This window comes from Pseudomonas putida, assembly GCF_002906855.1.
GTDB lineage: Bacteria > Pseudomonadota > Gammaproteobacteria > Pseudomonadales > Pseudomonadaceae > Aquipseudomonas > Aquipseudomonas putida_N.
Genome location: NZ_MINI01000038.1, coordinates 1323459 through 1342758 on the forward strand (window position 1 = coordinate 1323459; position 19300 = coordinate 1342758).

The following is a 19300-nucleotide window of genomic DNA, read 5'->3' on the forward strand; positions in this document are numbered from 1 at the left end:
GTCAGCGCAGAAAGGGGGCTGCCGAGCAGCCCCATGCGCTTTAGAAGGTGGTCCGCAGTCCAACTTCCACACTGCGCCCCGGCGCTGGCGCGATATCCCGCAGGATCGAACTCGCATAGCGCACGGTCTGGTCGGTCAGGTTCTCGCCGCGCACAAAGGCCAGCCACTGGCTCTGGCCGATGCCGAAACGGTAGCCGACGCTGGCCCCGAGCGTGGTGTAGCCATCGCTGCTGGTCTCGTTCTCAGGCTTGCGGTGCTGCGATGCGGCATGCTGCACATCGACCCGTGCCTGCCAGCGGTCCAGTTCCCATACGAGCCCGCTGTTCAGCCGCAGCGGGGCAATCCGCGGCAGTGGCTCGCCGCTGTCGAGGTTCTTGGCCCGGGTGTAGTCGCCGGACAGCTCCAGCGCGAAGCTGCCATAGCGGTTCTCGAGCAGCTTCCAGCGGTCTTGTGCCTCGATGCCGTAGAAGCGCGCACGCACGCCCTGGTATTGGTACTCGGGGAAGCCGCCATCGTCATGATCGTGGTCGTGGTCGTGATCATCCTCGCCATGGTCGTGATCATGGCCTTCACGCAGGTTACCCGTGCCGATCAGGCCGATATAGTTGCGCAAGTGGCTGTAGAACACCCCGACGCTGCCCTTGTGGGTGCCATTGTCGAAGCGCAGGGCCAGGTCGGCGGAAATTGCCTTTTCCTTGTTCAGGCTGGCATCACCAACTTCATACGCGCCGGTGGCCACATGGGCACCATTGGCATAGAGCTCGTAGAACGTCGGGGCGCGCTCGGTGTAGCCGAGGTTGGCCGCCAGAGACCAGGTCGGGTCGAGCTGGTACACAGCGCCCGAGGACAGGCTGAAGGCGTTGAAGCTGCTGGCGCTGTCGGTCTCGACGAAGTTCTCGTTGCCCTTGGCATCGGGGTCGACGCGGGTGTGTTCCAGGCGTGCGCCAAGGCTCAGGTTCAGGCGCTCGGTGGTTTGCCACTGCTCGAGCATGAACAGCGCCAGGCTGTCGGTGTCGGTGTGCGGGACGAAGGCTTCCTCGCCCAGTGCCGAGAACTCGTTGCGGCTGACCTGTGCGCCAATCACGCCTTCAAGCGGCCCGAGCGGCTGATGACGGGCTTCGATGCGGGCTTCGTAGCCCTTGTTCTTGAAGGTGGTGTGCACCTCACCTTCTTCGATCTCGCTGTGCTCGTAGTCGGTGTAGCCGGCATCGACCTTGACCGAGCTGAACGGGCCCTCCAGGTCACGCAGTTCCGAGGCAAAGGCGTAGTGGTCCTGCTTCATGTCCAGGCGCACGCCGGACTCGGCCACCGAGCCGTAGTTGCTGTCGTAGCGGCTGTAGGACAAGCCGGCATAGCCATGCTCCCAGTTGTAGGAACCGCCGATCGCGCCACCGTCCTGGCGGCCGTCGCTGTTTTCCAGGCGGTGGCGACTGCCTGGCGCGTCGGGGTCACGGACCTTGGCGCTCTGCGCGTAGCCGGGAATACGCAGGTCATTGAATTGACGGCTATTGGCGTCCAGGTGCAAGGCGAAAGTGCCGTCACCGGCTTCCAGTTTGCCGGCACTGCTGCGGGTGGTGTCGGCGCCGCCGTAGCGCAGTTCGCCAGCGCCGTGGATGCCCTCGATCGGCGAGTCAGGAATGCGGTTGTCGAAGGTGTTGATCACGCCGCCGATGGCATTGCCGCCATATAGCAGGGCAGCCGGACCGCGGACGATTTCCACGCGCTCGACCGTGACCGGGTCCAGCGGCACTGCGTGGTCATAGGACAGCGACGAGGCATCCAGGGCACCCACGCCATTGCGCAGGATGCGAATGCGGTCGCCATCCAGGCCGCGAATCACCGGGCGGCTGGCGCCAGGGCCGAACCAGGTGGAGGCTACACCGGGTTGCTTGTTCAGGGTTTCACCGAGGCTGCCGTGTTGCTGTTGCAGCAGGTCGTCACCTTCAAGCACGGTGCTGGGGGCAGCCAGTTGACGGTTGCCCAGTGGGTTGGCGGTGATGACCTGGGGTTCCAGTTCCACGGCTTGGCTGGGTGATGAGGCGAGCCACAGGGCGACAGCGAGGGGGCAGAGGCGGAGCGGGATGTACAGCATGGGGAAGAGGCGTTCCTTGGCAGATGCTTTTGTGTTGTTACAATATAACATCACTATTTCAGCACAGAGGTTTTGCCCCTGGCCAGTGGTTTTTCCGCAGACAACACGCATCCCACCCGCCACTACACTCGTGTAAGGTGCGCATCTTTCCTACGGAGCACTGGCATGAGCACGGCCCAACACAACGCGTTGCACGGCAAGACCCTCGAACAGATCCTCACCGAACTGGTGGCGCACTACCAATGGCAGGGCCTGGCCGAACGCGTTGATGTGCGCTGCTTCAAGAGCAACCCGAGCATCAAGTCGAGCCTGACCTTCCTGCGCAAGACGCCGTGGGCGCGGGAGAAGGTCGAGCAGTTGTACGTGAAGCTGCAGCGCCAGGCCTGACATGCCACGGCGCCCCTGGCTGACGTCGATGGCGTTGCTTGGCTGGTTCGGCCTCACGGTGCAGGTCTACCTGGTGCTGCTGGCGCGCTGGCAGGAACAGGCCAGCCTGATTGGCGGGCTGATCAATGTGTTCGGTTACTTCACGGTGCTGACCAATACCCTGGTGGCGACAGTGCTCAGCTACGCGGCTTTTGGCCGAGAGTCAGCGGCCGGGCGCTGGTTTCTGTCGCCATCGGTGAGTTCTGCGGTGGCGGCCAGCATCGTGCTGGTGGCGTTGGCTTACAGCTTGCTGCTGCGACACCTGTGGCAGCCCGAAGGTTGGCAGTGGCTGGCGGATGAACTGCTGCATGATGTGATGCCGCTGCTGTTCGCTTTGTACTGGTGGTTCGAGGTGCCCAAGGGCAGCCTGCGGCTCTGGCATTTGATGGTGTGGGCGCTGTACCCGGCGGTGTATTTCGCCTATGCGCTGTGGCGGGGGAGTGAGATCGGCGCGTATGCCTACCCGTTCATCGATGTGGCGAGCCTGGGGTATGGGCAAGTAATGCTAAATGCCCTCGGGGTTTTGGCGGGGTTCTGGGGGATTGGCCTGGTGGTGCTAGGGCTGGACCGGTGGCGGGGAAAGCATGGCATTGATTAGCCTGTACCGGCCCTCTGGCGGGTCACGCCCGCTCCTACAGGGGATCGCGTAACGTTGTAGGTGCGGCGGTCCGACTTGTCCCGCGAAAGGGCCGGTGCAGCAGAGAGCAGATCACTCGTCGTCCGCAGTCCCGTCGGCACGCCAGTAAGCGGCGGCCTTCAAGGCATCTTCTGCCACGCCTTTGTCCAGCAACAATGCCTTGGCCAGCCGAGTCAGTGACTTCTCGAGCGCCACCCAGCTGTACAGCTTACCTTCCGGCAACGCCAGATCCTTGAGCAACGCCAGCAGGTCCTTATCCCGCTTGACCCAGATGACTTCGACCTGCGCTGCGCTCGGCAACGGCTGCCGCTCCTGCTCATCCTCGATCTGGATCACCGCCAGCACCCGACGCCCCGCCGGCAGTTCCTCCAGTCGTCGGCCAATCGCCGGAATTGCCGTCTCGTCACCCACCAGCAGGTAGCTGTCGAAGATATCCGGCACTACCATCGAAGCCCGTGGCCCGGCGATGTTCAGCGTCTGCCCAGGTTTCGCCTGGGCCGCCCAGGTCGAAGCTGGGCCGTCGCCGTGCAGCACGAAATCGATGTCCAGTTCGTGGGCCACCAGGTCGATACGGCGCGGCGTGTATTCGCGCATGGTCGGCCGGGCGCCGCCGTCACGGCCCAGGTTGCGGGCGTCGATGGCCTGCTGCTGCTCGGCCGTTTCAGCGAATAGCAGTTTGATGTGGTCGTCACTGCCCAGGCTGGTGAAGCCCTGCAGCTCGGCGCCACCGAGGGTGATGCGGCGCATGCGCGGGGTGAGGTCGGTGACTCGCAGCACCTGCAGGCGACGTTGGCGGATTTCGTGGTTGACGCGGTGAATGGTGTCACTCATGGGGGTTCTCCCTGACTGGATCGGCCGGCCCGGAGGCGATGGCCTTGGCAGTGTCGTTGAGCAGGTTGCGCACCCGATCGATTTCTTCCGGCGTCCAGCGGCCACTGTGCATGTGCAGGGCATGGCGCAGGTTGCCGACCGCTTCGTGGATTTCCGGCGGGCGGTCGTGGCCACGCAGGGCGCGCTTGCTGACTTCGATGCGCATGCGCACGCCATCCAGGGCGACGGCCTGATCGGCCAGCGCGTTACGGCCGGCAGCGGTGATGGCGTACAGGCGTTTGCTGCCGTGCACCTGGCCGCTGATCAACTCGGCTTCTTCGAGGAAATTGAGGGTGGGGTAGATCACGCCGGGGCTCGGCGTGTAGCTGCCATCGAACAGGTTCTCGATCTGGCGGATCAGGTCATAGCCGTGGCCCGGTTGCTCGGCCAGCATCGACAGCATCAGCAGTTTGAGGTCACCCGGGGCGAAAACCCGCGGGCCACGCTCGCCTCGGGCGGGGCGGCGTTCAAAAGGGTCATGTGCGTAATGGTCACGCATTTAGAGGCTCCCTGTGTTTCGATATATCGCAAGATATTACTCAAGATATATCTAAACACAAGCCTCTAAATGCCGATGATTATCATCTACGTTTTAGATGAATCGTCGCCATGCATGGCAACCTGCGGTGGTTTGCACTCGTTCGGGTTACCTGGCTGCAAGTACGGCATCAGGATCGGCGCCATGCCCTTGAGCACCTGCACCGGCAGCGCCGAGGTAAACTTGAAGGCTTCCGCCGAGCGTCCAGGGACGAAGGCGGTCAGGGTGCCGAAGTGGTTTTCACCGAGGAAGAACACGAAGGTGGCGGTACGGTTGAGCGAGCGTGAGCCAATCAGCCGGCCACCAGCGCCGAAGCTTTCGATACGGTTGTCGCCGGTACCGGTCTTGCCACCCATCACCAGCGGCGTGCCATCCTTGAGCTTGAAGCTGCCGGAGATGCGCCGCGCGGTACCGGCATCGACCACCTGCGACATGGCCCCTTTCAGCGCCCGCGCCACTTCTACCGGCAGGATTCGCACGCCACGGTCCGGGTCACTGACCAGCTTGGTCTCGTAGGGGGTATTGGCGGCGAAATGCAGGGTGTCGATACGCAGCGTCGGCAGGCGCACGCCGTCGTTCTGGATGATGCCGACCAGTTCCGACAGCGCGGCCGGGCGATCGCCGGAACTGCCGATGGCGGTGGCCAACGACGGCACCAGATGGTCGAACGGGTAGCCCACGCGTTTCCAGCGTTGGTGGATATCGAGGAACGCTTCGATCTCGACCATGGTGCGGATGCGGCTGTCACGCGCCCCCTGGTGGCGGCTCTTGAACAGCCAGCTGTAGACTTCCTGGCGCTCGAAATGGCTGGCGTTGACCATTTCGGTGAGCGTGGAGCTCGGGTGCTTCAACAGGTAGCCCAGCAGCCACAGGTCCAGCGGGTGGACCTTGGCGATGTAGCCCTGGTCGGGCAGGTCGTACTTGCCGGGGCCGTACGCTTCGTACATCTCCGCCAGCTTGCCGTCGGTGAGTTTGCCCAAGGCAATCTTGTCATCCTTGCTGTGGGCACGGACGAAGGCATTGAAGGTTTCCTGGCCGGCTTCTGGGAACAGGTAGCGGTGCACCGCCGCCAGGCGTTGCGGGGTGGCGCGCATGCTGTCCAGGAAGGTGTCCAGGCGTTGCTGCGAGGTCTTGCGCTGGTATTTCTTCCAGAAGCGCATCAGGTAGCTGGTGCCTTCCTTGTCGGCGAAGCGGGCCAGGTATTCCTGGCGTCGCGGGTCCGAGTCGTCCTTGAGCAGCGGCACGCGGTTGAACGGCTGCTGGTAGGTGACGTAACGCACCAGGTCGCGCATCAGGCGGATGAACGGCAAGTTGATCGATTCGCGCAGGGCATCCTTGAGGGTCGGGTTGCGGTTGTTGTCTTCCTTGCGGAAGTTGTTGAACACGTGCATGCCGCCGCCGGTGAAGAAGGCTTCACCGGTGTTGGCCGAGTATTTACGCTCCAGCGCCGCATCGAGCATGGCATCCAGGCTCTGGTTCTTGCTGTTCTGTGCCAGCCATTCCAGCGACCACTGGGTGATGCGGTCGAGCTCGGCAACTTCGACTTTCTTCAACTCGGCGGCAGGTTTGCCGGCGTACTTGTCGTGCAGTTCGGCGATGATCTCCAGGTAAGTCGTGAGCACTCGCAGCTTGGCGGTCGAGCCAAGTTCCAGCTTGCTGCCTTCGTTGATATCGAAAGGCTGGTTGGTGCTGTCGGTCTGCACACGGACCCGCGAACCATCGGCGGTGCGCTCGAACAAGGTGAAGCTGTAGCTCACCTGGTCAGTGGTCTTGGAGGTGAGCAGGCGTTCGCCGATAAGGCCGATCTGCGCGGCGAATTCGGGGTCGGCAAGGTTTTTCAGGTACTGGCTGACCTGCAGCTGCAGGTCGGCTTGCAGGGTGCTGGTGGCTGACACATCGAGGCGGTCGAGATCATACAGGGGGCGGTTGAGCATGGCTGCCAGGCGATTGCGGGCCAGGCTGATGCCTTTGTTGGTGATGATCGGCACGATGGTCGGCTGGGCGACCCAGTCGCGGTAGACCGCCTTGCTGGCCAGCGCCGCATCGGCCAACGGTTGATCGATAATCTTGGCGGCCGCCAGCACACGAATGTGTGAGTCGGTGAGCTCGGCCAGTTCGACGCGGCCCTTGGAAAGGTAATGCGAAGGGCGACGCTGGGCGATCATCAGCGACAGCACCTGGCGCAGGGCCAGGCCGCGTGCGGCCATGCTGTCCGGGTCGGTGGCGGTGGAGGTCAGCGCCTGGTTGACCTGATCGAAATCGGCGCCGTACCACACCCGCAGGCCCTCGGCCATGCCATGCACCTCGCCATGCCCGGGCACGGCCGACAGCGGTACGCTGTTGAGGTAGTCACGCACGATCCGGTGGCGCGCTTCGCTGGTGTCGGGGCCACCCTGGTAGGCGCGCACGCTGGCCGAGATCATCTGGCGGATCTTCTCGGCGCCATTGACGGTCAGGCCATCCGGCGAATGGCGGTACTTCTCCAGCTGGGTGGCGAGGGTGCTTCCGCCCGCCGACTGGCCGGGCAGGGCCAGGTACTTGGCCACCTGGCTGTATGCGGCCTTGGCAAAGCGAGGCCAGTCCACGGCAGGGTTGTTCTTTACGTCTGTGGTATCGAGCAGGTCGCGGTTTTCGATGAACAGCAGGCTGTTGACCATCACCGGTGGGATGGAGGCGAAATCCGGGTACAGGTGCTGTGGGTAGTTGTACTGGTACAGCGTCTCGCCGCGGCAGTCGGTGATCGACAGGCCGGCCTGGATCTTTTCGATGTAGGGGGCGAACAGGCCGTGATCGACATAGCGCATCAGGGCCGGGGAGAACCGCACTTGTTCGCTGATCAAGTAATCGCGTTTCAGCAGGCGAGGCAGGAATTCGCCCAGCCCGCTGTAGCCCAGGCGCTTGTCGAATGGCCCGTCGCCCGGGTAGACGATCGCATCGCTCGGCCCAGGCTGGAGCGAATAGGTGAGGGTGGTGGCCAGCTTGCTGAATTCGCGCGATTGCAGGTTGGAGGTGCGGAACTCGTCGTAGGCGGCGAAACCGATGGCCACCAGTGCCACCAGCAGAATCAGGAAAATCAGCCGCCACCAGAGCCTGCGCTGACGTGGGGGCTGCGGTTGTGGCGTCTTGGCCGGAGGTGCTTCAGATGCTTCCGTTCTGGTTGGTTCCGATTGCCACAGTGCGCCCATAGTCTTCTATCCGGCCAGGTATTTTCGTCTTGCTTGTCTGAAGCTTAGACGTTGGCAGGAACAGGTGAAAAATTTGTAGGAAGTCGAGAAAAGTGGCGTAGGGCTATGCGGCTTTGGTGTGGGTTTATTCCCGCAGCGTTGTTGTTAGGGTGGCAGTGGAGCCGGGGCTGGCGCAGCAGTCCCCGAAAAACTCGCTGAATTTCCCTGTTTTTACAGCGAAAACCCCTATAACGGACTTCCTATACTGCTCGGCCCCTTCGCCCTGCCGGCCGCTCTAGCCCGGCACACGGGCCGGCCCACAAGGCCAGCCTGGCAAGCCAACGCCACGCCTATCGGCATGGCCGGCGCTGCACGAAGGTCAAATCCAATAACAAAATGAGGTTGTATTGCTATGCCAGTCGGCAACCATCCTGCCCCTGCCGAGCCCACTGAGGGGGGCCCGCTCAAGCGTGAGCTGGGCGAACGGCACATCCGTCTGATGGCGCTGGGCGCCTGTATCGGCGTCGGTCTTTTCCTCGGATCGGCCAAAGCCATCGAAATGGCCGGCCCCGCGATCATGCTTTCCTACATCATTGGTGGCCTGGCGATCCTGGTGATCATGCGTGCCCTCGGCGAGATGGCCGTGCACAACCCGGTCGCCGGCTCCTTCAGCCGCTATGCCCAGGACTACCTTGGCCCGCTGGCGGGTTTTCTCACCGGCTGGAACTACTGGTTCCTGTGGCTGGTGACCTGCGTAGCGGAAATCACTGCGGTGGCCATCTACATGGGTATCTGGTTCCCTGACGTGCCACGCTGGATCTGGGCCTTGATGGCGCTGGGCAGCATGGGCGCAGTCAACCTGATTGCGGTCAAGGCGTTCGGTGAGTTCGAGTTCTGGTTCGCTCTGATCAAGATCGTCACCATCATTGCCATGGTACTCGGTGGCATTGGCGTGATCGCGTTCGGTTTCGGCAATGACGGCGTCGCCGTGGGCATCTCCAACCTGTGGAGCAACGGCGGCTTCATGCCCAACGGCGTGACGGGCGTGCTGATGTCGCTGCAGATGGTGATGTTCGCCTACCTGGGCGTGGAAATGATCGGCCTCACCGCCGGCGAAGCACGCAACCCGCAGAAAACCATCCCCCAGGCGATTGGCTCGGTGTTCTGGCGCATCCTGCTGTTCTACGTCGGCGCCTTGTTCGTGATCCTGTCGATCTACCCGTGGGATGGCATCGGCAGCCAGGGCAGCCCGTTCGTGATGACCTTCGAGCGCCTGGGGATCAAGACCGCGGCCGGTATCATCAACTTCGTGGTGATTACCGCTGCGCTGTCGTCGTGCAACGGCGGCATCTTCAGCACCGGGCGCATGCTCTACAGCCTGGCACAGAACGGCCAGGCCCCGGCCGCCTTTGCCCGCACCTCGAAAAGCGGCGTGCCGCGCAATGCGCTGCTGCTGTCGATCGGTGCGCTGCTGCTGGGCGTGCTAGCCAACTACCTGGTGCCGGAAAAGGTGTTCGTCTGGGTAACCTCGATCGCCACTTTCGGTGCGATCTGGACCTGGGTGATGATCCTGCTGGCGCAGATCAAGTTCCGCGCCGGCCTCTCGACCGCCGAGCAGAAGGCGCTGAAGTACCGCATGTGGCTGTGGCCGCTGAGCTCCTACCTGGCCCTGGCCTTCCTGGTGCTGGTGGTGGGCCTGATGGCGTACTTCGAGGATACCCGCGTGGCGCTGTATATCGGCCCGGCGTTCCTGGTGCTGCTGACGGTGCTGTACTACGCGTTCCGCCTGGCACCGCGCCAGGAGCAAGCGCCAGTAAGCTCTGTCGCCTGACCAGGCAAAGCCCCGGCGTGAAGCCAGGGCTTTGCTTTCAGCGCCTGGGGTGGTCGTTGCTTGCCATTGTCAGTCGGGTCAGGCCTTGGCCCAGGATGGTCAGGCTAATGCCCAGTAATGCCAGGTCCTTGATCAGGAAGCTGCCGCTCTGGTTGAGCCATGGAAAGCCGCCGGAGTCTGCTTCCCAGATCGGCACGGTGAACAGGATCGACAGTGTTATTGCGAATGTCAGCGTGCACAGCGCACCCCCTGCTATCGCCGCCAGAGTGGACAACCTAGAGCTGAGTATGAGCATTGCACTGAGTATTTCGACCACGCCCAGAAAGTAGGAAGCTCCCGCCTCACCGAACAGGACGTAGAGCCATGCCAGCCAGGGCGTATTGCTAATCAATGGCACCAGCGCCTGAACCTCCAACGTGGTGAACTTGAGCAGGCCGATCATAAACATCGGCAGGGCGACGCCGAGCATGGCGATGAGGCTACCGGCCGCTTGTAACTGGCAAGGCGTGGGCAGATAAGGATGATTGGCGAGTCGTTGTATTAAAGTCATGGTGCCGGCTCCTGGAGAACGTGCACCAGTATTGGCAGGCGAGTTTTGCCTCGCTATAGGATGCTGCCAATCAAAACTGTGGGAATGGGCCGCGTGCGTTGCATGAACTAGATGATCGTCTGCTACCCCAGGCGGTTCCTTCGCCTCTGCCAAGTTGATTGATGGTCGCCTCGTAATCACCGTCAACTGGTATTTCTGTCAGTAGTCTCGTTGCTGTAATTCACCTAATTTGGTGCAGAGGCCAGACAGGGAAGGCTCGAACACCCATGCACCGCAGAATGCCGTCATTTTTCAAGTATCTGATCGTGGGCATCTTCAACACCGCTATTCACGTGGCGGTGTTTGCCGCACTGCAGGCGGCGGGCAATGATCAGGTGTTCAGCAACCTGGTGGCGTTCATCGTGGCGCTGTCCTTTTCGTACATCGCCAATGCCTGGTTCACGTTCAGGGTGCCTGTATCGCTCATGCGCTACTGCGTGTTCGTGGCGGGGATGGGCAGCCTCAGTGCGTCACTGGGTCACCTCGCTGACAGCCGAAGCTGGCCACCACCCTTGACCGTCGGGCTGTTCTGCCTGATCAGCCTGCCGCTGGGCTTTGTGTTTTCGCGATGGGTCTTCACGGAAAAGCGTAGATGGATATCTCGTTGATTGTGCCGGTATTCAATGAGGAACAGGCGATCAGGCCATTCTATGACGCGGTGCGCCAGGCGCTTGCCAACCAGGTTGACCAGGTCGAGCTGATTTTCATCAATGACGGTAGCCTGGATGGCACCGAAAAACAGATCCGCCAACTGATCGCCGGTGACCCTGATGTTGCCCTCATCGATCTTTCTCGCAACTTCGGCAAGGAGGCCGCGCTGTTCGCCGGGCTGGAACAGGCCAGTGGCGATGCCGTCATTCCCATCGATGTCGACCTGCAAGATCCGGTCGAAGTGATTCCCATGCTGATTGAGCAATGGCGGGCAGGCTTCGATGTCGTGCTCGCCAAACGCCGTGACCGTTCATGCGACAGTTACTTGAAGCGATTTACGGCCGCAGGGTTCTACTGCCTGCTGAACTGCATTTCGCAGATTCGCATCGAGGAAAACGTCGGTGATTTCCGCCTGCTCGATCGCAAGGTCGTCGAGGTGATCAAGTCGATGCCCGAGCAGCAACTGTTCATGAAAGGCATGCTGTCGTGGCCTGGCTTCAAGACGGCAGTGGTCGAGTACGAGCGCGCTTCGCGCATGGCAGGCAAGAGCCGCTTCAACGGCTGGAAACTGTGGAATCTGGCCCTGGATGGGATCACCTCGTTCAGTACCTTGCCATTGCGGCTCTGGACCTACGTGGGCGGCGCCATCGCATTGCTCGCGCTGTTTTACGCGGCCTACCAAGTCATCGACAAATGGCTGTTTGGCAACCCGGTACCGGGATATCCCTCGCTGATGACAGCCATACTGTTCCTTGGCGGTGTACAACTGATCGGCATCGGCGTGCTGGGAGAGTACATCGGGCGTATCTACATGGAGTCCAAGCATCGGCCAAGGTATGTAGTGAAGGGCATTGCCGGGCTGCGCACAGCGCGAAAGGACCGTGAGATCTTCAAGGAAAAATGATGAACCACCGCGCAAGCAGGCGTGAACCGATTACCTTGGCGTTGATAGTTGCCAGCATTCTGCTGCTTGCGCTGGTAGTTCGGCTGCATCAGATCGAACTGCAGGTCGTCTGGTATGACGAGGCCTTCAGCGTTTGGCTGGCCCGAATGGCACCCGCACAGACCGTCCTGTTCACTACGCGGGATGTCCATCCACCTCTGTATTACCTGCTGTTGCATGTGTGGATGAACTGTTTTGGTGATGGTGTTGCGGCCGTCCGCAGTTTCAGTGTCGTGACAGGGGTTGCCAGTGTCTGCATGGGGATGCTGATTGCTCGCTGGCTTGATGGCTGGCGCAGTGCCGTAATAGCAGGTGTGCTGTTGGCTATTTTGCCCATCGCGGTCTATTACAGCCAGGAAGCCCGAATGTACTCGCTACTCGGGTTGCTCATGCTCTCGGCGCTCTATGTGATATTGCTTTGGGGGCGACAACAGCGCGACCGGTACCTGCTGGCGTATGCCTTGTTGATGATCGCCGGGTTGTACACGCATTACTTTGCCGTGCTGTGTGCAGCGGCTATCTGGCTTCATGTGCTGCTGGCCAAAGGACAGAACGGCAAGTCGCTCATTCGCTCAGGGCGATGGTGGATCTGCAACCTGGCGATTGCGCTCGCCTTTCTGCCATGGCTGCCGACGCTGATCGAGCAGGCCAGCGATTCCGGGCTCCTCGCCTGGGTTGCCGAAATGACACTCATGACACTGCCGACAAGCGTCTGGCAAGCCTTCGCACTGGGCTTGCAGGTACCGGGTGCCAAGCTGGCGGCAGTGCTCTTTTGCTTGTTGCTGATAACCGCAGGTGCGTTCCTGGGGTACTTGGACCAGGTGCCTCACAGGCCCAGATCGCTACTCGTTATCTATTGCTTCATCCCGATCTTGGTGCTCGGGTTGATTTCCTGTGTGAAACCCATGTTCGTGGCGCGTTACCTGCTTTTCGCATTTTTGGGCCTGCCTATCCTGCTGGCAATCGCCTTGACCGGGATGCGCCAGAATTGGCGTGTCCCGCTACTGGTCCTTTGCATGGTGCTCGAAGTGACAGGCCTGGCAAATCTGTACAGCCGGCAATTCAACCTGCGTGGTGGCAGCGAATGGGTCGACAACCGGCTCGATTACGTCATGGCTCAGGTCGGCGCGCATTGGCAGCAAGGTGATGCGCTGCTCGCCGATGACAGAAACTGGTCGTTGACTATCGATTACTACAACAAGACGGGGGCTGCACCGCTGGTTTACAAGGCCGATTACGTCGACCCTGCCACTGCCTTGTATCCTCGCGTTGCGCAACGGGTAGTCTACGACCCACGAACACTGGAGCACCGGTACAAAAGAGTCTGGTGGGTGACCAGTGGCCCAGTGACGGAGGTAGAACGCATGATGCTGCGACACTGGAGGAGCCTGGCTGCGATCAGCAAAGGTGATTCACGGGCACTGCTGTTCGCAATGCCCGATCAATCGGCAAGCAGCGACTGAGCTGTTCAGGCTGCTTGCGGCTCGAAGCTGTCGGCCCGGGCCATCTGCCACATGCGCGAATAGAACTGCCCATTGACCTCACCGGTGAGCAACTCGCCCGGCTTGAGGAACACATGCATCTGCGAGAACAGCTTGATCTCGGTGGCCGACACGCGCCGCACCAGGTGCTTGGCCTCCAGCTGCGCCGGGTGCTCAAGACCTGCTGCGGCCAGCATTTCAGCCAGTGCACGCAGGGTATTGTGGTGGAAGTTCAGCACCCGTTGGGCCTTGTCCGGTACCACCAGGGCGCGCTGGCGTAGCGGGTCTTGCGTGGCTACGCCGGTCGGGCACTTGTTGGTGTGGCAGCTCTGCGACTGGATGCAGCCGATGGCGAACATGAACCCGCGCGCCGAGTTGGCCCAATCGGCACCGATGGCCAGCACGCTGGCGATGTCGAAGGCGCTGACGATCTTGCCGCTGGCGCCGAGCTTGATCTTGTCGCGCAGGTTAAGCCCAACCAAGGTGTTGTGCACGAACAGCAGGCCTTCACGCAGCGGCACGCCGATGTGATCGGTGAACTCCACCGGCGCGGCGCCGGTACCGCCTTCCTTGCCATCGACCACGATGAAGTCGGGCAGGATGCCAGTTTCCAGCATGGCCTTGGCGATGCCCATGAACTCCCACGGGTGGCCCAGGCAGAACTTGAAACCCACCGGTTTACCGCCAGACAACTCACGCAGCTGGGCGATGAAGTGCATCATCTCGATCGGGGTGGAGAAGGCGCTGTGGCGCGATGGCGAGATGCAGTCCTCGCCCATCAGCACTCCACGGGTTTCGGCAATTTCCTGGGTCACCTTGTGCTTGGGCAGGATGCCGCCGTGGCCGGGCTTGGCGCCCTGGCTCATCTTGATCTCGATCATCCGCACCTGTGGGGTGCGGGCCTGGGCGGCGAAGCGTTCGGGGTCGAAGCGGCCGTCGGCGGTGCGGCAGCCGAAGTAGCCGCTGCCCAGCTCCCAGACCAGGTCGCCACCGTTTTCGCGGTGATAGGGGCTGATGCTGCCTTCGCCGGTGTCGTGGTGGAAGTTGCCCAGCTTGGCGCCCTTGTTCAGGGCGCGGATGGCGTTGGCGCTGAGCGAGCCGAAGCTCATGGCCGAGATGTTGAAGATCGACGCCGAATACGGCTGGCTGCACTGCGGCCCGCCGACGATGACCCGGAAGCTTGCCGGGTCGGTCAGTGGTGCCGGGCGCATGGAGTGGCCGATGAACTCGAAGCCCGACTCATAGACATCGATCAGGGTGCCGAAGGGTTTGTCCGAGGCTTCGTTCTTGGCCCGGGCGTATACCAGCGAGCGCTGGGCGCGGGAGAAGGGCAGTGCGTCGCTGTCGGCCTCCAGCAGGTATTGGCGGATTTCCGGGCGGATGCCCTCGACCAGGTAGCGGATGTTGCCAAGAATCGGATAGTTGCGGCGCACCGCGTGGCGTTGCTGCAGCAGGTCGAACACCCCGATCAGGCTTAGCACCCCGGTGACCAGGGTGAACGGCCACAGCCACTCGTGGTGGAGGAACGGCAGGCTCGCCAGGGTGAACAATACACAGGCGGTGAAGAAGGCATAGCGGCTGAGAAGTGACAGGCTCATACGGGATCCTTGCGATGGCGCGGTCAGGCTCAGGGCCTGGGGCAAACCCCGACCATAGCCAACTTGTGTGGCAGTGCAAATCAAAATCGGGGAAGCGAAAATCATTCTCGCCCAGAGGTGTTCGACGATAAGGTTTAAGCGCCTGTCGGCGTACGCATCAATTTCTCCTTCCAGCTCGCTTGCTCCTGCGCCGCCCCCTCCACCAGATAGCTATACCGCCCCGCCACCCGCACCGCTACGGGCACGCCATCGCGATACAGCAACCGGTTATCACCCGCAGCAGGCACTTTCGCACCGGGCAGCAACGACCCTATCAAGTTCAGCGGATCACTGGCGCTGACCACCACCAGCCCACCATCTGGCGCCCGCCGGCGTACCTGCCGTAGCAACCCGACCGCCTCCGGCAATGCGAACTGCTCACCCGCCAGCCCGGCAATGAAACGCCCACCACGAATCTCGCCACGTGCTTCCAACCGGTGATAGCAACGTAGCAGCTCGCGCCAGGGCGGCAGTACATCGCTCTCCCGTTCCAGCAGCCGCCAGCAGATCACTCCATAGCGCCGTAGCAGCGCGCGGGCGATGTGTTCCACGCGCTGGTTCTCGTCAACAGTGCCACTGCCCCGACGCAGCAACGCCCAGCGTCCGGCATGGGCCATGCTGCTCGACAGCGGCGGGTGGCCGCGCCGGCGGTTGCGGGAGCTGCGCTTGGCGGCAGGGGTAATCAGGCTGCGCAGGCCGGTGAAACTGTCGGCGCCCACCAGGCCGGCCCCTACCAGTTCCTGCAACGCGGCTTCCAGCTCGCTGGGCAGCAGGTGGGCATCGCTGGTCAGTTCATCGAAGAACAACGCCCCGTGGGCCTGCAGCGCTTCAAGCACCCGTTGTGCTCGCCCGCCAAGTGCTTCGCGGGCAGGCTCGGGGGCGAGGCTACGCCATAGGCCCATGTGCTCGCGTGGCAACAGCACCAGCGGCGTACTCGACAAGGTATTGCTCGCCACGGTCGCGGCCAGCCGGCTCCAGGCAAACTGCCCGCTGCGGCAGGCATCGTCCAGCCAGTGCGGGCTGTAGTCCTTGATCCGCGCCGGCAGCAGCTCCGCTTCCCAGGCGCCGGCAGCACTGGGGAAACCCTGCAGCTGCCCCAGCACTTCGGCCACCGCCTGAGGCCCACGCAGGCGCTGATCAGGCGCCAGGTGCTGCCAGTCGAACAGAAAACGCATGAAGTCCTGCAGGCTGACCGGCTCGATCTCCCGGCGCAGACGTTTCACCGTGTAGCGATGGATGCGCGCCAGCAGGTGGCGCTCACACCATTGCAGGTCCCGCGCCCCTGGGCTGAAATGGCCGCGCAACACGTAGCCTTCGGCTTCCAGGCGGCCCAGCGCCTGTTCGACCTGAACAGCGGGCTTGCCCAGTGGTGCGGCAATCTGCGCCACGCTCAGCGGGCCGTAGCCGCTCAGGCGGGCGCGTAGCAGCTCACTCAGAGCGCTGTCCGGATCGATGGCCTGGTCGAAGCCGGGCAGTATGTCCAGCGCAGGCTCCAGGCGCGACGCCGGATACAGCGTCTGCAGCAGGTTCAGGCGTTCGCGTGCCAGCCAGAGTTTTTCATCGATCAGGCGCATGGCGCGTCCGGCCTTGGCCAGCTGGCGCAGTAGCAGGTCCCAGCTGGGGTTGGCATGGACTTCCTCATGGCTGATGGCGCCCAGGGTCATCAGCGCCTCGTGCATTTCGTCAGCATTGCCCGGCTGCGGCCAGGCCTCGGCCTGCACGGCGGCGATCGCATCGGCGTCCAGCGCACCGAGGTCATCGCCGTCATGCACTTCATTCCAGCGCCGGTTGAGCACCGCCTGGGTGCGTCGTTCCTCCAGCGGGGCGTCATCGAGGAAAGCATAGGGCCGTGCGTTGAGAATGGCCGAGGCCAGCGGCGAAGGCGCGGGCAGGTCGCGACACAGCAAGCGCACCTGGCCGCTTTCCATGCGCCGCAACAATGCCAGCCAGCCTTCGCTGTCCATGGCCTCGTGCAGGCAGTCGTCGAGGGTCTGTTCGACCAGCGGGTGATCGGGGATCTGCCGTTCGCCGACGATGTTCTCCAGGCAGGCGATCTGGTCGGGGAACACCGCGCCAATCAGGTCTTCGCTCTTCATGCGCTGGATTTGCGGTGCCACCTTGCGGCCGCCGACGAAGCGCGGCAGGGCCATGGCCACGCCGGCGTTCCAGCGCCAGCGCACGCCGAACAGTGGCGCGTCGAGCAGGGCCTGGATGAGGATCTGCTCGGCGTTGCGGCTGTTGAGGTAGCGCCATACTTCATCCAGCTCGAAGCTGTGGCTGGTAGACAGCGACAGCACGATGGCGTCTTCGCTGGCCGCAGCCTGCAACTCGAAATTGAAGGAGCGGCAGAAGCGTTTGCGCAGGGCCAGCCCCCATGCACGGTTGATACGGCTGCCGTAGGGCGAGTGGATGATCAACTGGGTACCGCCAGACTCGTCGAAGAAGCGCTCCATCACCAAGGTTTGTTGGGAGGGCAGGGCACCGAGCACCTCGCGGGTGCGGCCCAGGTAGTCGAGTAACTGGCTGGCGCTGGCTTCGTCCAGTTCGAAGGTGTCCTGCAGCCACTGCAATACCTCTTCGTTCTGCGCCAAACGATCATCCAGGCGGGCCTGCAGGCGAGCGACCGCGGCGGACAGTTCATCGCTGCGCCCCGGCGCTTCGCCGAGCCAGAACGGAATGGTCGGCGGCAGGCCCTGGGCATCCTCGACGCGCACTCGTCCGGGTTCGACCCGCAGGATGCGATAGGAGGCATTGCCCAGCTGGAAGATGTCCCCGGCGATGCTTTCAACCGCAAAGTCTTCGTTGACGCTGCCGATGTTCAGCGCCTGTGGCTCAAGCAGTACCGCATAGTCGGCATTATCGGGAATGGTGCCGCCACTGGTCAGCGCGGTCAGCTGGCTACCCCGGCGCCCGCGCAAGGTGCCGCTGACCGCATCACGGTGCAGGTAGGCGCTGCGGATGCCCAGGCGGCCGTTGTAGCCTTCGGCGAGCATGCGCAGCAGGGCCTGGTAATGCGCGGGATCAAGGGCGGTATAAGGCGTGGCTTGGCGCAGGCAGTCGAACAGCGCCTGTTCCTGCCAGGGCTGGTTGCTGGCCTCGGCGACGATCTGCTGGGCGAGCACGTCCAGCGGCGCCTTAGGGACATGCAATTCATCGAGTTCGCCATGGCGCACGCTGTCGAGCAGGGCCACGCATTCGATCAGGTCATCGCGGGAAGTCGGAAACAGCCGGCCCTTGGGAATGCCCTCGACCTGGTGCCCAGAGCGGCCGACCCGCTGCAGGAATGCCGCGATCGAGCCCGGTGATTCGATCTGGCAGACCAGATCAACATCGCCGATGTCGATACCCAGCTCCAGCGAGGCGGTGGCCACCAGCACCTGCAACTGGCCGTTCTTCAGGCGCTGCTCGGCGTCCAGGCGCAGCTCCTTGGCCAGGCTGCCATGGTGCGCGGCCACCGCTTCCTTGCCCAGGCGGTCGCTGAGGTGGCGGGTGATGCGTTCGGCCAGGCGCCGGGTATTGACGAACACCAGCGTGGTGCGATGTTCACGGGCGAGGGCAGCCAGACGGTCATAGACCAGGCCCCAGACATCCGTGGCCATGACGGCGCCGAGCGGCACCGGCGGCACTTCGATGGCGAGGTCGCGCTGGCGCGCGTGGCCGACATCGACGATCGCGCAAGGGCGTTGGTCGCCAACCAGGAACTGCGCCACACGCTCTACCGGACGCTGAGTGGCGGACAGGCCGATGCGTCGCAGTGGGCGCCCACACAAAGCCTGCAAACGCTCCAACGTCAGCGCCAGGTGGGCACCGCGCTTGTTGCCGGCCAGGGCGTGGATTTCATCGACGATCACCGTGTGCACGCTGGCCAGGCCTTCACGGCCGGAGGCCGAGCCCATCAGCACGTACAGCGACTCGGGTGTGGTCACCAGGATATGCGGTGCCAGCTTGCGCATGGCCGCCCGCTCTTTTTGCGGGGTGTCGCCGGTACGCACGGCGGCGGTGATGCGTGGTGCTTTCAAGCTTTGTTGTTCAAGGGCCTGGCTGATGCCTTCAAGCGGGGCCTGCAGGTTCAGGCGGATGTCGTTGGACAGCGCCTTGAGCGGCGAGACGTAGACGACCTGGGTGTGCGCCGGCAGCTCGCCGTCATGCTCCAGGCCTTCGCGAAACAGTTCGTCAAGCACGGCCAGAAAGGCGCTCAAGGTCTTGCCCGAGCCGGTCGGCGCGGCGAGCAGCATCGACTGGCCAGCATGGATCAGTGGCCAGGCACGAGCCTGGGCATCGGTGACCGTGGCGAAGTGGCGGCGGAACCAGGTGCTGACGGCCGGGTGGAACAGCTCGAGCACCGGGTGCTGGTGGGCTGGCAGGTTCATCTGTTGGTTATGGCGGCTGAAGGGCGGCTTGGCAAGGGGCCGTTCGTCGTCGATCTTCTGTACACTGTCGC

At 62.9% G+C, this 19300-nt stretch carries 13 protein-coding genes; 6 read left to right on the top strand and 7 right to left on the bottom strand.

Annotation, left to right across the window (positions count from 1 at the left end; all coding sequences use genetic code 11):
• Window positions 1-40: 40 nt before the first annotated feature.
• Entirely contained in the window at window positions 41-2092 is a 2052-nt protein-coding gene (locus BGP85_RS18775; RefSeq protein WP_103449379.1) for a TonB-dependent receptor, read from the bottom strand.
• A 165-nt stretch (window positions 2093-2257) separates the two neighbouring features.
• Here BGP85_RS18775 and BGP85_RS18780 point away from each other — a divergent pair, with 165 nt between their 5' ends.
• The gene (locus tag BGP85_RS18780) at window positions 2258-2479 is read left to right on the top strand and encodes a VF530 family protein (protein ID WP_023378991.1); all 222 of its coding nucleotides are present in this window, start codon (window positions 2258-2260) and stop codon (window positions 2477-2479) included.
• Window position 2480: 1 nt separating this feature from the next.
• Window positions 2481-3116 (top strand): Pr6Pr family membrane protein, encoded by a 636-nt coding sequence (locus BGP85_RS18785; RefSeq protein WP_103449380.1) that lies wholly within the window; start codon window positions 2481-2483, stop codon window positions 3114-3116.
• A 111-nt stretch (window positions 3117-3227) separates the two neighbouring features.
• On the opposite strand, the gene BGP85_RS18790 is transcribed toward BGP85_RS18785, so the two are convergent.
• From BGP85_RS18790 to BGP85_RS18800, 3 genes are all read right to left on the bottom strand, one after another.
• A complete protein-coding gene (locus tag BGP85_RS18790) occupies window positions 3228-3986 on the bottom strand; it encodes a siderophore-interacting protein (RefSeq protein WP_103449381.1) in 759 nt (252 codons plus the stop codon).
• A complete protein-coding gene (locus tag BGP85_RS18795; protein ID WP_103449382.1) occupies window positions 3979-4524 on the bottom strand; it encodes a PadR family transcriptional regulator in 546 nt (181 codons plus the stop codon). The genes BGP85_RS18790 and BGP85_RS18795 overlap by 8 nt, the downstream gene beginning before the upstream one ends.
• Before the next feature lie 86 nt (window positions 4525-4610).
• Window positions 4611-7748, bottom strand: coding sequence for a transglycosylase domain-containing protein (locus tag BGP85_RS18800; protein WP_103449383.1), 3138 nt, complete (start codon window positions 7746-7748; stop codon window positions 4611-4613).
• A 391-nt stretch (window positions 7749-8139) separates the two neighbouring features.
• Here BGP85_RS18800 and BGP85_RS18805 point away from each other — a divergent pair, with 391 nt between their 5' ends.
• Entirely contained in the window at window positions 8140-9558 is a 1419-nt protein-coding gene (locus BGP85_RS18805; protein ID WP_103449384.1) for an amino acid permease, read from the top strand.
• Window positions 9559-9595: 37 nt separating this feature from the next.
• Here the strand turns inward: BGP85_RS18805 and BGP85_RS18810 are convergent, their stop codons facing one another.
• On the bottom strand, window positions 9596-10108 hold the full coding sequence (locus BGP85_RS18810) for a DUF417 family protein (protein WP_103449385.1): 513 nt from the start codon (window positions 10106-10108) through the stop codon (window positions 9596-9598).
• Between the two features lie 266 nt (window positions 10109-10374).
• Here BGP85_RS18810 and BGP85_RS18815 point away from each other — a divergent pair, with 266 nt between their 5' ends.
• From BGP85_RS18815 to BGP85_RS18825, 3 genes are read left to right on the top strand one after another with little or no spacing between them, the layout of a single operon-like run.
• Complete coding sequence (locus tag BGP85_RS18815; protein ID WP_103449386.1) at window positions 10375-10755, top strand: GtrA family protein; 381 nt, start codon at window positions 10375-10377, stop codon at window positions 10753-10755.
• On the top strand, window positions 10740-11702 hold the full coding sequence (locus BGP85_RS18820) for a glycosyltransferase family 2 protein (protein WP_103449387.1): 963 nt from the start codon (window positions 10740-10742) through the stop codon (window positions 11700-11702). Before BGP85_RS18815 ends, BGP85_RS18820 begins: the two co-directional genes overlap by 16 nt.
• On the top strand, window positions 11702-13204 hold the full coding sequence (locus BGP85_RS18825; protein WP_181004541.1) for a glycosyltransferase family 39 protein: 1503 nt from the start codon (window positions 11702-11704) through the stop codon (window positions 13202-13204). The genes BGP85_RS18820 and BGP85_RS18825 overlap by 1 nt, the downstream gene beginning before the upstream one ends.
• A gap of 5 nt (window positions 13205-13209) precedes the next feature.
• Here the strand turns inward: BGP85_RS18825 and BGP85_RS18830 are convergent, their stop codons facing one another.
• Together BGP85_RS18830 and BGP85_RS18835 are read right to left on the bottom strand one after the other, a co-directional pair.
• Entirely contained in the window at window positions 13210-14820 is a 1611-nt protein-coding gene (locus tag BGP85_RS18830) for an FMN-binding glutamate synthase family protein (RefSeq protein WP_103449389.1), read from the bottom strand.
• 134 nt (window positions 14821-14954) lie between these two features.
• Complete coding sequence (locus BGP85_RS18835; protein ID WP_103449885.1) at window positions 14955-19229, bottom strand: DEAD/DEAH box helicase; 4275 nt, start codon at window positions 19227-19229, stop codon at window positions 14955-14957.
• Window positions 19230-19300: the final 71 nt, after the last annotated feature.